The organism is Myxococcales bacterium, from assembly GCA_016717005.1.
GTDB lineage: Bacteria > Myxococcota_A > Polyangia > Haliangiales > Haliangiaceae > UBA2376.
Map to the genome: position 1 here is coordinate 860,994 of JADJUF010000037.1, position 13,339 is coordinate 874,332.

The following is a 13,339-nucleotide window of genomic DNA, read 5'->3' on the forward strand; positions in this document are numbered from 1 at the left end:
GGAGAAGTGGCGGGGATTCCGCGACGCGATCCGTCGCGCGTTCACCCGCGCAGGGTGTTCCGAGAGGTTGCGACCCTCGATTGGGGCGACCCTCGATTGGGGGCGACCCTCGATTGGGGCGTCAGGGGCGATGGCGGTCGGACGGCACGTACCCGCCGCGGAGGAACTGGTCGCGCAGGCGGTTGATGAGGTTCCAATGTGACCACGCACACATTGGTTCGAGCCCGCGACACTCCACGCGCGTCGCGGATCGCGAACTCCCATCGGCCTCGTGGATCTTGTAGCCGCGCGCGGTGTCACCGGTGAACACCGGCGGCACGTCGGCGATCAAGAATGGCAGGCGGCCGATCCGGGTCGCCTCGACAAGGAATTCGTTCACCACGAACAAGACGCGGTAGATCCAGCCCTTCATGAGCTCGTCCGCGCTCGGGGCGGGGCTGCCGACGGGGACCGCGCCGTCGAGGATCGCCACATGGTTGTCCTCGAGCAGCTGCGCGATCGCGTCGTGGCGCGGGGTCAGGTGGATGGCGTAGAGGTCGCCGATGTTCCAGCGCGGGCGTCGTCGGGTCGGGGGCATGATGGGTTCGATGTCTTGCGGCGGCGACTTCTCGGCGCGCGGCGCGCAGGATAGCGTGGCGCCGTGGGCACCTGGCAACTGGGACCGTTCGACAACGACGGCGCGGCGGACTTCCTGGCCGAGGCGGAGGAGGCGCCCGGGCGATCGGTCACCAGCGCGCTGCGCGCGGTGGCGTCGGCCAAGGCCAGCGACGAGATCGACGTCGATGCCGGCAGCGCGACGTGGGCGGCGTGCGATCTGGTGGCGCTGGCGTTCGGGCGGCCGGGGACGACGGCGCCACCGCCGGACGTCGCCGCCCTGGCGGCGCGGATCAAGCCGACCGAGGCGATGCGCGAGCGCGCCCTCGCGGCGCTCGATCGCGTCGCGGATGTGCGCCGGTCCGAGCTGGCGCAGCTGTGGGCCGAGGGCGCCCAGGCGAAGGCGTTCCGGGCCGAGCTGAAGAAGCTGCGGGCGCGGCTGGTCGACGCCGCGTCGGGCCCTCCGCCCAAGGCGCGCGCGCCGAGACCGCCGCCGCCGCCGGCGCCGCCGTGGATCGCGGGGCAGCTGCTCGCCACGGCGCTGCGACCTGGCTGCTGGGTGGTCGCGCAGATGCTGGAGTCGCCGTACCTCGCGATCCTCGGCGGCACGTCGAAGGCGCAGCCGACCCCTGCGAAGGTGGCCCGCACAGCCCGCACGCCCGAGGTGCTCGCGGTCCTGTGGGTGGCGAAGGACGCGATCGCCGGCTGGACGCCGCTCGGCGTCGCCGCGCCGCTCGCCGCGCCGCGCCCGCTGTACTCGCAGGAGTACCCGCCGTCGTACCAGTGCACGCTGTACTTCCCCGACGGCAGCGTCCGCGACGTCCCCGGCCGCGAGTGCGTCGGCGTCGAGTACATCGTGCGCTGGGGCGCGGTCGACCTCGACGAGCGCCTGCGCGCCACGTTCCTCGGCGGCGGCTACGTGCCGCACCTCGCGTACCGGCTGCGCTCCCCTGACGATCCGCCGCCGACGTCGGTGGCGATGGGCCGCCGGCGCGGCCGAGCGGGCCGCCGTCGTCGTCGGCGATCTGCGCGTCGACGATGGGATCCGGGTGAGCTGCTCATCGGCTCCGGCTCCGGCTCATGGGGGCTGGCGGGCTGCGGCGAGCTGTGGAAGAGGTCGCGCCGAGCGATGGCTTCGGCGACCACCGCGCCGTGGCCAGTCAGAGTCTCGTAGCGAACCTGGACGACCTGATCGAACATCCTCGTTTGGTCGTCGCGCTGGTTGTGACGCTCGAGATCCAGCTCTGCAGGGTACGCGATGCACAGGGTGACGTCGTCCACCCAGCGCGCCTGGACCCGACGACCGGGTGGCAGCCGATCGGATCCGGGGGCGCCGCAACGCCCGCCGGCCCACGCCGCGGCCCGAGGCCCGGGATCCGGGTCGCAGCCAACCGGATCGGGCCAACCGGATCGGCGGGATCCCCCTGATCCGGGTCGCAGCCACCCGGTCGAGGGGCCACCCGGTCGAGGGGCCACCCGGTCGAGGCGCCACCCGGTCGAGGGTGTGCTCGCAGGGTGTGCTCGCTGTTCCACGGAGGCACGATCCAGATCAGAGCGCTTCGACGGTGATGCGATCGCCATCGCGTCGCGCGATCTCGAGACGCTCGGGATCGAGGGCGAGCGCCGGACGTCGGATCACGTCGCCCGAGGCGCGCGACACGATGTCGACTTGGCCCGCGTGCGCGAGCACGATCCGCTGCCCATCGCCTCCGATGGTGAGGTCGCCCGCCAGGGTGAGTTGCAGTGGGATCCGCACCACCGAGCCATCGCGCGGGTCGTGGACCGCGACGCCGCGGAACGCCTCGCTCGGATCCGGATCGTCATCGGGCTCCCACTCGGGGTCGCGGAAGATCGCGACCTGGCTCGCGCCCACGGGACCGGCCGCGAGCTGGTACCCCCATTCGCGCAAGCCCGGTCCCTGGGTCAGCGCCATCTGGATCGCCTGGTCCTCGGCGAGCGCATGGTCGCCAGGCACCACGACCACCGTGTCGTATTGCTCGCCGTCGCCGTGGCCGCGCACCGCCAGCCACCGACCGGCGAGGCTTGCGACCCGGTGCACGTGGAACCAGGTCCATCCGGTGATCGACAGCCATCCGCACGGGCGCCCGTCGATCAGATCGTGGATCTCCAGCTTGCCATCCCGCCGGGCCACGAAGCCGTACGCCCGGTCGCCGAGCGTGGCGAGCCCTCCCGACAGGCTGTGTCGTCGGTCTGCTCCGACCAGGTCCAGCGCAGGCGTCATCCCGTCGGTGCGCCAGACCCGGATCCGGCGTCCCTGGTCACCCCAAGCCGCGAGCCAGCGCGCGTCGGAGGTCAGCTCCACCCGGTCGAGCGGCCACTCGACCGGCAGGCGCACCCGCGTACCGTCGAGCCAGCAACCCACGCCGTCAGGCTCCGGCCAGGCCAGCACCTGATGGCGGAGGACCACCCCCGTGTCGGGCACGGTCGCCGCGGCGAGGTCGGCGCTCACTTGCACCCCATCGACTTGGGGGTCGCCTTCTCGTCGGGCGTGCTGGCATTGATGCCGTCGACGGCGCGACGGATCCCCGTCTCGCTGAGGCCTTTCGGCTGCGCCGACGTCGGCTCCAGGTCGGACGGTTGCGGCGACGCGGGCCGCGCGCTTCCGTGCTGCAAGCGCCCCGCCATCGGGCCGTTCCCGGGCGTGACCTCGACCTCGATACCCTGCGACGCCAGCTGCTCCGCCGTGTAGCCCTTGTGTGCGTCGCTCGAGGAGCGCCCGTCGATGTTCTTGCGGATCTTGAACATGTCTTTGACGTCGTGCTCGTTCTCGGTTTTCCACAGCGACACGCCGTCGGTGTCGCCTGCCCGGAAGCTAGCCTTGTTCCCGAAAAGCCACCACAGCGGTCGCTCGAAGTTCGGGTTGGCATTGTGGACCAAGACTGGCGTGCCGTCGCCGACGAAGTAGGTCGAGACCTCGGCGACGTGGAAGTTGAAGGTGGCGACGTCCTCGGCGGTGTGCTCGTCGGTGAGCGCCGCGATGGCAGCGAGCCCGCCGGTGGCAGTCCTCAACACGTCCCCCTCCGCGAGATCACGCGCCGCGACCCAGCCGTGGTCGACCACAAAGAAGCGGTGGTTGAGGGTGGCGGTGATCGTCGTGTCCCCAGCCACGATGTGGCGCAGCTCGCGCGCGTGGCCGCGGTACACGTTGAGCACCTCGTACGCCCGTCGCGAGCCCGGGCGCTCGGGGTCCTCGGCGAGGACCCACACGCCCACCTCGATGCGCTCGATGGGACGCGGGCCCTCGCCCGTCAGGACGCTGGTGCCGGCGACGAAGCAGGGCTGCAACTCGCCGAGCCGCGCCGTCACCTCCTGCTGCGCGGCCTGGGCACGTGCTGCGGCGTCGGCGGCCACCTCTCCCGCGTATGGATTGGCGTCGCAATCGCGCGCCAGGGTCTTGCCGTGCCGCCCGCTGAAGTCCAAGTGGCCGTCGGCATCGCGCGGCAGCGGCTCCGGCTGCGGGCCAGGCCGCTGGACGCCGACGTCCGTGGCCTCCCGGTGTGGCTGGTTCGGCTTGCCGGGCTCGGGAGGCTTCGGGCCGGGGTCGGGCGGCTTGGGCTCGCCGCTGCCGGACTCGGCGGACTTGGGGCCCGGCTCAGGCGGCTTGGGCTCGCCACTGCCGGACTCGACCGGGCCCTGCTGCCCCGCTCCCTGGGGCTCGTCCGGGCGCGGCGCGCTGGGCGGCGGCTTCTGGTCGAGGTCGGCCTGGTCGCGGGCGCGCTGTTCCTGCGCGCGCTTCTTCGCGAGGGTCGCCCTGGCCTTGTCGATGTCGCCCTTGGCCCCAGCCAGGGCTTCGCGCGCCTCCGATGCATGGCCGTGCTCCTCGAGGAACTTCTTGCCGTCGCGGTAGCTCTTGATCCGCTTGGAGGCCTTGGCGACGCCCCAGGTCGCCGCCCACAGCAGCAGCTTGGCGGCGTCGCCGACGATGGTCGTCGCCATCATCGCCGACGCGTGCTCCATGTCGACCACCGACTTCGCGCGGATGGCGGCCTTGAGGGTGTCGACCACCTCGCCGAGCATCACGACCGCGTCGAGCCCGAACTCGATCAGCAGCACGACGTCGAGCGCGACGTTCACGCCGGGGATCTGTTGCAGGATCAGGATACCGACGGCCGTGGCGATCATCTTGACCGCGTCGGCCTTGATGGCGTTCCAGACCTCCCGGCCCGCGGCGCTGAGGTAGCCGCGTTCGTGGGCCCACGTCAGGGCCCGCGTGATCGAGTCGGCGGACGCCGCCCCGGCGAGGCGGGCGTCGAGCTTGGCGAGCTCGGTTTGGTACGCCTCGACGCCGTCGAGCGGCCACGTGGCGGCGACGCCGCCGCCGCCGAACGAATAGAGGCCAGCGCCGACGGTCCAGCTCAGGACGCGGATGAACTTGCGCGCCACGGTGGCGGGGTCCGCGCCGGCCTGCTGCACGAACTGCAACGCCGCCTGCAGCTCGGCGAACTTGGCGCGCTGTTGCTTGTAGTACGGCCTGGTGACCACGAGCTCGCCGGCCCGGATCTGCCGGACCTGATCGGCGAGGTCGCGCTCGTGCTCGAGCACGGCGCCGTAGTGCGCGGCGAGCCGCAGCCACGAGGCCATCGCCGCGGCGTAGCGATCGGTGGGCTCGCTGGAGCCGGCGGCCAGGCGGCGGTAGTTCAGGACGTCGCGGACCAGCCCGTCGGCATCGAGCTGGCGCGCCTGATCGAGCGTGAGAGGGAGCCCGCGCGCCCAGACGGTCGAGCCGATCGCTGCGACGCCGTCGAGGGCGCGGCTCCGCTCGGCCCGGTACGCGGTCTCGAGCTCCTTCAGGTTCGCGTCGATGCGCAGCTCCTGGGACATGCGCTCGGCCCAGGCCGCGGGGAAGCCACCGCCATCTTCCTCGAGGATCGTGTTGCGATCGCGACGAAACGTGAGGAAGCCCAGGGTCAGCCGCTCGTCGCGCGCGAGCTCCTGGCACTTGTCGATGAACGGAAACAGCACCGCGTCGTCATCGATATCGTCGGGGCGCATCAGCGTCAGCAGCAAGACCAGGCGCGTGCCATACGCCCGCTCAGCCGGGACGTTCGACCGCTCGAGCTGCGCGGCGTTCTCGACCTCGGTGTCCAGCGTCTCCTCGTTGTCCTGCGGCGCGGGCTGCCGTTGCGCGACGGCCTGGGTGACGGGCGCCGGCGTGGTGGACGCCGGCCGCTCGACGGACAGGGCCGGGGCTGGGGCCGCGACCGCGCCGCTCGCGGCCCGCTGGCCGAGCGCATCGGCCTCTTGCTCCAGGCCGGGCGCGTCATTGATGGCGATGCCGCGCACCTGGCTCGTCACGGCGACGCGGCCCTGCCGCTGCTGGACGACATGGGCCAGCTCGTGGCCGATGAGCTCGCGACCCGCCTGCGACTCCGGATCGTACTGTCCCGGCGCCATGTGCACCGAATTGCCTTCGGTATAGGCGCGGGCGCCGAGCGCGGCCGCCCGCGCCGAATCTGGGTGGATCAGCACGTCGCCGAAATCAGCGTGGAGCGCGCGCTCCATGATCGCGCGCACGGCGGGCGGGAGCGGTGTGCCGCTGGACGTGGACGGGAGCGCGCGCGGGTCGGCCGTGGTCTTGGCGTCGCGGAGGTCGCCCTTGGCCTGGATCGGCACGTGCAGACCGAAGGGGTCGTCAAGTGCGGCGAGGCGCCCCGCGCGGTGCGATGCCGACTTGCTGTCGATCTGCTCGTTCTGTGGCGGGTGCTCGGCCCCGTCGCGCTCCGGCCGTGGGCGAAAGCCCGCGGTCAGCGTGACCTTGCCGGGGTAGCGAGCCGGGCTGGGTGCGGTCTCCTCGGCCTCGTGTAGTGTCCCCCCAAAGTCAAGATACTCGCGCACCCGGGATTCGGGCAGTGCGGGCAGGCGAGTGACGGGGTCGTGGTCGACGGATGTGGCTCCGCGCGGACAGGCGCTCGCGTGGCTCACGAGGCGCAGCGGCCGCGCGGTGCGGTCCTCGCGCGAGGCGGACGCCTCGCACTGCGGTCCGCGCTGGTGGGAAGCAGAGCGCATGGGTCAGGCGGCGACGGCGGCGGCGACGGCGGTGACGAGCACGAGGGGCACGGCCAAGCGCTCGGTGCGCCGCTCGAGTGGGGTCTGCCAGTTGAGCGCCTGATGCGGACGCCTGGTGTTGTAGTGCTCGAGCCACGGCGTGATGGCCGCGCGCAGCTCGTCGGCGCTCTCCCAGTCCTGGAGCCAGATGAGCTCCTCCTTGAGGGTGCGGATGAAACGCTCGACGACGGCGTTGCCGGTCGGGCGGCCGACGGGCGCGTAGGTGTGGAGCAGGCCCCAGCGCGTGCACAGCGCCTCGCAGTCGGCGCCGGTGTACTGCGGCCCGTGGTCCGTGCGCAGCTCGACGCCGTCGGGCACGTTCGCTGGCGTGCCGAACGCCGCGACCAGCTTGGTCTCGACGGAGGCCAGCACCGCCGGGCCGTGCTGGTCCTTGGTCACCTCGATGACGGTGGTCCGGTCGCCGCAGTCGATGGTCGGCACCAGCGCGACGACGCCGTCGCGGCGCGTCCAGACGGTCGTGAGGTCCGTCGCGATGCGCCGGTTGGGCTCGGGCACCATGACGTGCCCACGCGGCGTCTCGCCGGGCTCACGGTCACGCGCGAGGACGAGGTCGTGCGCGCGCATGATGGCGTGGACCCGCCGACGGGAGACCCGCAGGCCCTCCCGGCGCAGCGTCGCCCAGACCTTGCGCACGCCCCAGGCCCGGGCGGTGTCCCGCGCGAGGACGTCGCGGATGCGCTCCAGCACGACGGCGGCGACGGTGTAGCGCGGGCGCCGCGGCAGCGGGATGACGGCGGCGGTCGCCACGGCGGCCGACGCGCCCTCGCCGCGCTGTCGGCGTGCCTCGGCGTAGAACGCGGCGCGCGACAGGTGGAACGTCGCGCACAGCAGCGACACGCTGGCTTCACCCGCGACGGTCATGCGGCTCATCGCCTGGACCTCGCGGGCACGGTAGGGCGCTTCTCACGCTCCGCCTCGAGCGCGTTCTCGAGGAGGCACTTCTGGATGGAGAGCGTCGTGACGACCTTCTCGAGGTCGCGCGTCTTGCGCTCCAGCTCGAGTTCGGCGGCCGTCTTGCCGCTGCCGCGCCGCAGCGCCTGCTCGACGCCAACGAGCGCATCCTGGCGCCAGCCCTCGACGGTCGCGGCGTGCACGCCCAGCCGGCGCGCGATCTGGTCGACGGTCGCCTTGCCGGCCATCAGCTCGAGCACGGCCTGCTGCCGCTCCTCGACGGTACGCCGTCCGGGCCGGGCGCGAACGTCCGCGCCGGCGGGCTCGTTTGCGTCGGCACCCGCAGGGACCGAGGACGACGGGGTGACGGGGTTCTTCTCGTTCATACGACGGGGGCGTCTCACGTGGCGTTGTCCACTACCCGAACCGCGGGGGATTTCCAGTTCCTGGAAGTGTCAACCTCTCGACGGGGAACACTGTACGGTCTCCTCGGCCTCGGCCTCGGGCCGGTCAAACCGATGCGACCTCACGTGCGGCTCGACCGGCAGGCGGTCAGGCCCCGCGGATCGGGCCAGGTTCGGCGTCGCATGCCCCGCTATCGGCCGCGGTGGGGCCCGGTTTGCTTGCGGGGCGGCGTTTTCTTACCGCCAGCGCTCGTCGCTTACCGGTCCTGGTAGCGGTGGCAGCCACCCGGATCCCGGCTGTACAAGGGCGTCCGGCTGCACGCGTACGACGCCCAGAGCAACCACCTGCACTACCTGCTGGCGGCGAGCGACCCGGCGCAGCTGCCGCTGTTCCTCGACTACGTCCACGGGAACATCCGCGCCAGGTCAACGACTTGCGCGGGCGCACGGGCGTCTTCTGGAGCCGGCGCGGCAGCGTGATCGCGGTGCTCGACGACGACGCCCAGATCGAGCGCCTCCGCTACATCCTGGCCCAGGGCCCCGCGTCCAACCTGGTCGCGTCGCCGGCCGACTGGCCGGGCGCATCCTCGACGCCGGCGCTGCTGGGCGACATGACCATCCCGGCGGACTATCGCTCGCCTTGACGAGCGCCGCCGCAACGCCCGCCGGCCGAGCCCGCGGCCCGCGGCCGAGCTCGAGCACGACGTCGACATCGAGCTCGCGCTGCTGCCGGTCTTCGCCGAGCTGACCGCCGCCGAGCTGCGCGCGCGCCACGCCGCCCTGGTCGCGGAGATCGACATCTCCGGCAGCTGAGCCCGCAGCAGCTGAGCCCGCAACGTAGAGAGTCACGGGCGTCGCTCCCAGCCGTACTCGCTTGCCGTAATCCATAGTCCGTTGTCGCCCGGCACGTCGGCCTGCCAAAGGCGGCCGTGGCGCCATACGGCATGCAGGCCGCTGGGCTGGCCACTGTCGCAATAGACCTGCTCCGACACCGAGAGATCTGGAAAGAGGACCTCTACCGGGCCGTGGAGTCTTTCAGTCGAATCTTTGCAGTAGAGGAGAATGCCTCCCGGTGGAGGACGCATTTGAAGCGCACAGGCCTTCAAGGCGGAGACATGGGAACAGCTTCTCGACATTGGACCTCGGCCGTGGCGCCGCTCATCCGTGATTGGCTGGAAGTCTTGCGGTGGCGGTGAGCGTGGTGAGCGTGGGTCCACGTTCCACTCACATGTCCCTGCAGGCAGCGAGTCCATCGCGAGTTCTTGCACCTCCCCAACCGGGCAAACGAGTGGCGCGCGCCGCTCAACGCCTTGAGGAGGCGGGCTTCCGTGGCAAGCCGCCACGACTGCGGCGAGCGCAGAGCATAACGCGTGGCTCCCGGGAACCTGGTTGTCGCGGGCGCGTTGCAGTTCCTGCATGGATGTCCTCACGGTGATCAGATGATGCCGCCGTCGACGGCGAACGCGTGCACGGTGCCGGCACCGCAGTCTGCACGTCGAGCGGACCGTCGGGGAACACGCGGCGGATGCCGGCCCGGCCGTGCCAGTAGACGCCGCGCGCGCCGACCGCCAGCTCAGGGCCCCATTCGTTGGGGACGAGCCGCGTCACGCGTCCGCTGGCCCGTTCGAGCATCGAGATGCCGCTCGTCGGCGACGTGCGCTCGCCGCAGCCGGTGTCGGTCCAGTAGAAGCGGCGCGCGTCGCCCGCGAAGGCGAGCGGGTGCAGGCCATTGGCGGGCACGTCGGCGGTCGGGCACGTCGGATCGGGGGGTCGGGGGCCACCCGGATCGGGGGGCCAGCAGCCTCAACGTGCCATGAGGCGCAGCGCGGGACCGCCGATTTGCGATCCTGCTCGAGCGTGCCATTCGCGAGAAGCGCCTTGATGGCATCTCGTCCACGATAGCCGAGCGGAAAGCACTCTGCCTCCATGGTTTCGGGGACGACCTCGTCCCATGGAAGCTCTCCACCGGCGTCCTCGAGCCGCTCGCAGATGGCGCGGTGGGCACCTTCGATGGAGAGTTCCTCGGCCGTCCCCGACCACAGGCGCTGCTCGGCGACCTCGTCCAGTACCGCTTGCCACAAGTGGTCATGGGCGACGAGCATGGCGCCGTCGATGATCGGTTCGATGCGTACGAGCGCTCCCCGCTGCCGGGCCACCTGCTCGAGTCGAGCAGCTGCGGCCTCGCCGACGCGCCGGGTCCTGGCCATCGAGACCGCGACGAGGTGACCGTCGTCGCCGGGTGTGACTCGGACCCGAAACTCGCCGTTGATTTCATGGACGGTGCTGGCGCCCGACCGGCAGATGCTGCGGATGGTCATCGACGGCTCCTCTCCGGGATGCGCGTGTTATCGGCCTGGTCGAAGAGGTTTCGACTCCCGCGGCTGTTCATGATCAAGCTCTGGTCCTGGCCCATGATCTCGAGCACCAGGCGGTCGCCGGGATGACCGCTAGCATCGAGGACTAGGTCGCTCGTCCCCGGATGCGTGTGCCCAGACCATCGCCATCCCGCATCCCGCAATACTTCGATTTCGGGCACCGTGAGAGGGACTCCGAGCGAGTCACCTCTGATGATGAGGCGCTGCGGGCCGCGCGTGAAGATGGTAAACTCATCGCCAGTCTTCGCAGTGAGGTCCGCCAGGTCCGAAATTCGAATGCGTCGCTTGTGGTCTATGAATCTTGAGCGGACATCTGGCAGCTCTGCGAGAATCGCTTGCTGTCGGCTAGTGATGTCGCGAATGCCGAAATTGATCTCTGCGGCGCGACTTGCACTGATCGTTGGCTCTTGTGCCCGCGTAGGTTCGTGCACGCTGTGGTCAGTCGCAGTGGCAGCCGACTCCTGAGTGTGCTGGCCTGCGGCGTGCGGCTCCGGCCTCGTGGGCTCGTTGCCCCCCGCGGTCGCCTCCTCGAACACGCTGCCCAGCCGGCGCTCGCCGGCGGCGGCGCCTTCGGCCGCGTGGAGGCCGGCGCGCTCGCCGACGACGGCGCCGTCCACGGCGTGCTCGACCGTCGTCGCGGCCTTGGCGGCGCGCGCGGCCTTGGCGGTGGTGGCGACCTCGAGCAGGCCGCCGAGCGGATCGGTGGCGAGCTTGAGGATGCGGATGACGTCGGCGTACTGGCCCCCGGGGGCGATCGCGCCGATGACCAGCGCGAGCACCTGGACCGCGATGTAGCCGACGGCGTGGCCCTGGAAGTGCCCCTGGGCGTGCAAGTCGGAGTTGTCGTTCCAGCGCTCGGCGAACGCCGAGATCGCCGCGGGGACCTGCCGGCCGGCGGCGATCAGCTCCATGATCTTGTCGCGCACCGCGAGCAAGACGCCGAGGTCCCCGCTCACCAGGTGCGTCTTGACCAGATCTTTCACGAGGTCGTAGATGTCGACAAAGATCGCGGCGTTGTCCTTGAGCGCCGCCCACACGCCCTCGACGCCGCCGACCGCGAACCCGCTGGTGTACTCCGGCGAGGTGACCAGCGCGTGGATGATGTCCGCCGGGACCCGCGTCACGGGATTGCCCTGCATCCGCTCCATCTCGGCCCAGGCGATCACGCCGACCCCGACCACCCCGGTGGCCACGACCCGCCAGTCGAGCCAGTCGGGCCTGATGTTCTCGGGGCGCAGCGGCGACTGCAGCGCGGGCGGCGCCTCCGGCGGTGCGGCCGGCGTCTCCGTCGCGGCCCGCGGACGCTGCGCCGCCTCCTCCTTGCGCGGCGCGGCGCCGCCGATCCGGGCCAGCCACCGCGCGCGGCCCGTCGCGGCCTCGTCGTCCATGAACCCGACCTCGAACAGATCGGGGAGCTGCGCCTCGAGCGGGGCCATGTCATTGAGCAGCGCCTGCGCCCTCACGACCTGACGGTCGCGCGGATCCAGCGATTGCGCCAGCGTCCGCAGGAACGGCTTGTTGACGTACCACTGCATCGCCGCCGCGCGCGCCGCGACGAAGTTCTGCTGCTCGATCGCTGTCGCCGCCCAGGTCGAGATGCGCGGGAACACGCCGCCTTCCAGGTGCTGGACCGCCAGGTGGCCCTTCGCGATCTCGTCGCTCGCGGCGCCGCTGTGGCTCGACGTGGCGCCGGCCTGCCCCTGGGCCGCGCCCGGCTGCTGCTGGTGGTCGCGACTCATCGACTACGCCCAACCATGCGCGTCACGGGTCCGGCCACTTCGCCATGATGGGTCGTGCTCCGGCATCGAGTCAAGCGAGAATGGCGCGATGGCCGCGACCGTTCCCCGCTGCCGGCCGACAAGAAACCCCGTCTGCCGCCCGCGGACGCGGAAGCGAGCGGCCAGTGCGGGTCCGCCAGATGGCATGGGCACGGTGGCTTCGTGAGCGTCCATCGCCCGGGCTATCGGCCGCCGCCGCGTCCGGTTGCGGGACGGCGGCCGATTTCCAGCCACAGCACGGCGCGGCGAGGAGCGTGCACCCCGTCGTGCCCGCCGCCCGATCTGGCCGATAGGCCGTCCCAGCGCACCGCGGTGGGGCGCGGTCGCCGGGAGCTGGGGGATGGGTCGTCGAGTGCGCTGGTATCTGGAGGATCTGGAGGGGGTCGTGTTCGAGGTGACGATCCGGACCTTGGGCGGTTGCGGGAGAGGCTTGTGGCGACACGCGCGAGCCCGTAGCCTTGTCCTCATGGTGGCTCGCCCGCGCCAGCTCGACGAACTCTTGAAGCTCCCCGCCGATGCGCGCGCGGCGGCGGCTGAGGAGCTGCTCCGCAGCCTCGAGGGCGAGGCGCCCGACGAGGTCGATGTGCGGCAAGCCTGGGCGGCCGAGCTCGAGCGTCGGATCCGTGAACCGTCGCCAGGGATCCCGGCCGAGGGCGTGCTGGACGAGGGGCGGCGGCGGTTGCGCGACCAGTCGTGACCCAGCTCGAGTTCAGCCGCGAAGCGCGCACCGAACTCGATGCGGCGGCGGACCACTACGAGCGCGACTACCGCGGCCGCGGCCTGCGGTTCTACGACGCGGTGGAGCGGGCCATGCGGTTGATCGCGATGCTGCCGAACGCGGCGCCGTTGTTTCCAGCCGTTCCGGAAGCCCTCGCGGTCCGGCGACGACTCGTGCCCGGCTTCCCGTTCGCCCTGGCTACCGGGTGGTCGGCGCGACCGTGCGCATCGAGGCGGTCGTCCACACTCACCGCCGACCTGGCTACTGGCTTGAGCGCGTGATGCCCTGAGCCGTGAGGGCGAGCCCGCCAGCGGCGCCGGCCGCAACCGCCCCCCGACCTGGCCGATAGGCCGTCCAAGCGTCCCGCGGTGGGGCGCGGTCGCCGGGAGCTGGGGGATGGGCCATCGAGTGCGCTGGTATCTGGAGGGGGTGGTGTTCGAGGTGACGATCCGGACCTTGGGCGGGGCGTTCTGGCTGCGGCCGGACGCGGCG

Annotated in this window: 11 protein-coding genes; 4 read left to right on the plus strand and 7 right to left on the minus strand. The window is 71.7% G+C overall.

Annotated features, from left to right (window positions below; all coding sequences use genetic code 11):
- Positions 1–121: 121 nt before the first annotated feature.
- A complete protein-coding gene (locus IPL61_27405; GenBank protein ID MBK9034947.1) occupies positions 122–577 on the minus strand; it encodes a hypothetical protein in 456 nt (151 codons plus the stop codon).
- Between the two features lie 63 nt (positions 578–640).
- On the opposite strand from IPL61_27405, the gene IPL61_27410 reads away from it, so the two are divergent.
- Positions 641–1,768, plus strand: a complete 1,128-nt coding sequence (locus IPL61_27410; GenBank protein MBK9034948.1) for a DUF4259 domain-containing protein — start codon at positions 641–643, stop codon at positions 1,766–1,768.
- A 375-nt stretch (positions 1,769–2,143) separates the two neighbouring features.
- Here the strand turns inward: IPL61_27410 and IPL61_27415 are convergent, their stop codons facing one another.
- The 4 genes from IPL61_27415 to IPL61_27430 are packed head-to-tail and all read right to left on the minus strand — an operon-like array spanning position 2,144 to position 7,958.
- Positions 2,144–3,064 (minus strand): hypothetical protein, encoded by a 921-nt coding sequence (locus IPL61_27415; GenBank protein ID MBK9034949.1) that lies wholly within the window; start codon positions 3,062–3,064, stop codon positions 2,144–2,146.
- Positions 3,061–6,621 carry a DUF4157 domain-containing protein gene (locus tag IPL61_27420; GenBank protein ID MBK9034950.1) on the minus strand — a complete coding sequence of 1,187 codons (3,561 nt, stop codon included), beginning with the start codon at positions 6,619–6,621 and terminating at the stop codon, positions 3,061–3,063. Before IPL61_27420 ends, IPL61_27415 begins: the two co-directional genes overlap by 4 nt.
- 3 nt (positions 6,622–6,624) lie before the next feature.
- Positions 6,625–7,551, minus strand: coding sequence for an IS3 family transposase (locus IPL61_27425; GenBank protein ID MBK9034951.1), 927 nt, complete (start codon positions 7,549–7,551; stop codon positions 6,625–6,627).
- On the minus strand, positions 7,548–7,958 hold the full coding sequence (locus tag IPL61_27430) for a transposase (protein MBK9034952.1): 411 nt from the start codon (positions 7,956–7,958) through the stop codon (positions 7,548–7,550). The genes IPL61_27425 and IPL61_27430 overlap by 4 nt, the downstream gene beginning before the upstream one ends.
- A 452-nt stretch (positions 7,959–8,410) precedes the next feature.
- On the opposite strand from IPL61_27430, the gene IPL61_27435 reads away from it, so the two are divergent.
- Entirely contained in the window at positions 8,411–8,620 is a 210-nt protein-coding gene (locus IPL61_27435; GenBank protein MBK9034953.1) for a hypothetical protein, read from the plus strand.
- A gap of 960 nt (positions 8,621–9,580) precedes the next feature.
- Here the strand turns inward: IPL61_27435 and IPL61_27440 are convergent.
- A complete protein-coding gene (locus tag IPL61_27440; protein ID MBK9034954.1) occupies positions 9,581–10,294 on the minus strand; it encodes a hypothetical protein in 714 nt (237 codons plus the stop codon).
- Positions 10,291–12,090, minus strand: coding sequence for a hypothetical protein (locus IPL61_27445; protein ID MBK9034955.1), 1,800 nt, complete (start codon positions 12,088–12,090; stop codon positions 10,291–10,293). The genes IPL61_27440 and IPL61_27445 overlap by 4 nt, the downstream gene beginning before the upstream one ends.
- A gap of 505 nt (positions 12,091–12,595) precedes the next feature.
- Between IPL61_27445 and IPL61_27450 the strand changes: the two genes are divergently transcribed.
- On the plus strand, positions 12,596–12,826 hold the full coding sequence (locus IPL61_27450; GenBank protein MBK9034956.1) for an addiction module protein: 231 nt from the start codon (positions 12,596–12,598) through the stop codon (positions 12,824–12,826).
- Entirely contained in the window at positions 12,823–13,128 is a 306-nt protein-coding gene (locus IPL61_27455) for a hypothetical protein (protein ID MBK9034957.1), read from the plus strand. The genes IPL61_27450 and IPL61_27455 overlap by 4 nt, the downstream gene beginning before the upstream one ends.
- The last annotated feature ends 211 nt before the right edge of the window (positions 13,129–13,339 follow it).

What these genes read in the sequence shown, in the direction of transcription:
- IPL61_27425 (MBK9034951.1), bottom strand. Translation starts at nt 7,551, where the DNA reads ATGAGCCGCATGACCGTCGCGGGTGAAGCCAGCGTGTCGCTGCTGTGC.
- IPL61_27420 (MBK9034950.1), bottom strand. Translation starts at nt 6,621, where the DNA reads ATGCGCTCTGCTTCCCACCAGCGCGGACCGCAGTGCGAGGCGTCCGCC.
- IPL61_27405 (MBK9034947.1), bottom strand. Translation starts at nt 577, where the DNA reads ATGCCCCCGACCCGACGACGCCCGCGCTGGAACATCGGCGACCTCTAC.
- IPL61_27445 (MBK9034955.1), bottom strand. Translation starts at nt 12,090, where the DNA reads ATGAGTCGCGACCACCAGCAGCAGCCGGGCGCGGCCCAGGGGCAGGCC.
- IPL61_27440 (MBK9034954.1), bottom strand. Translation starts at nt 10,294, where the DNA reads ATGACCATCCGCAGCATCTGCCGGTCGGGCGCCAGCACCGTCCATGAA.
- IPL61_27430 (MBK9034952.1), bottom strand. Translation starts at nt 7,958, where the DNA reads ATGAACGAGAAGAACCCCGTCACCCCGTCGTCCTCGGTCCCTGCGGGT.
- IPL61_27450 (MBK9034956.1), top strand. Translation starts at nt 12,596, where the DNA reads ATGGTGGCTCGCCCGCGCCAGCTCGACGAACTCTTGAAGCTCCCCGCC.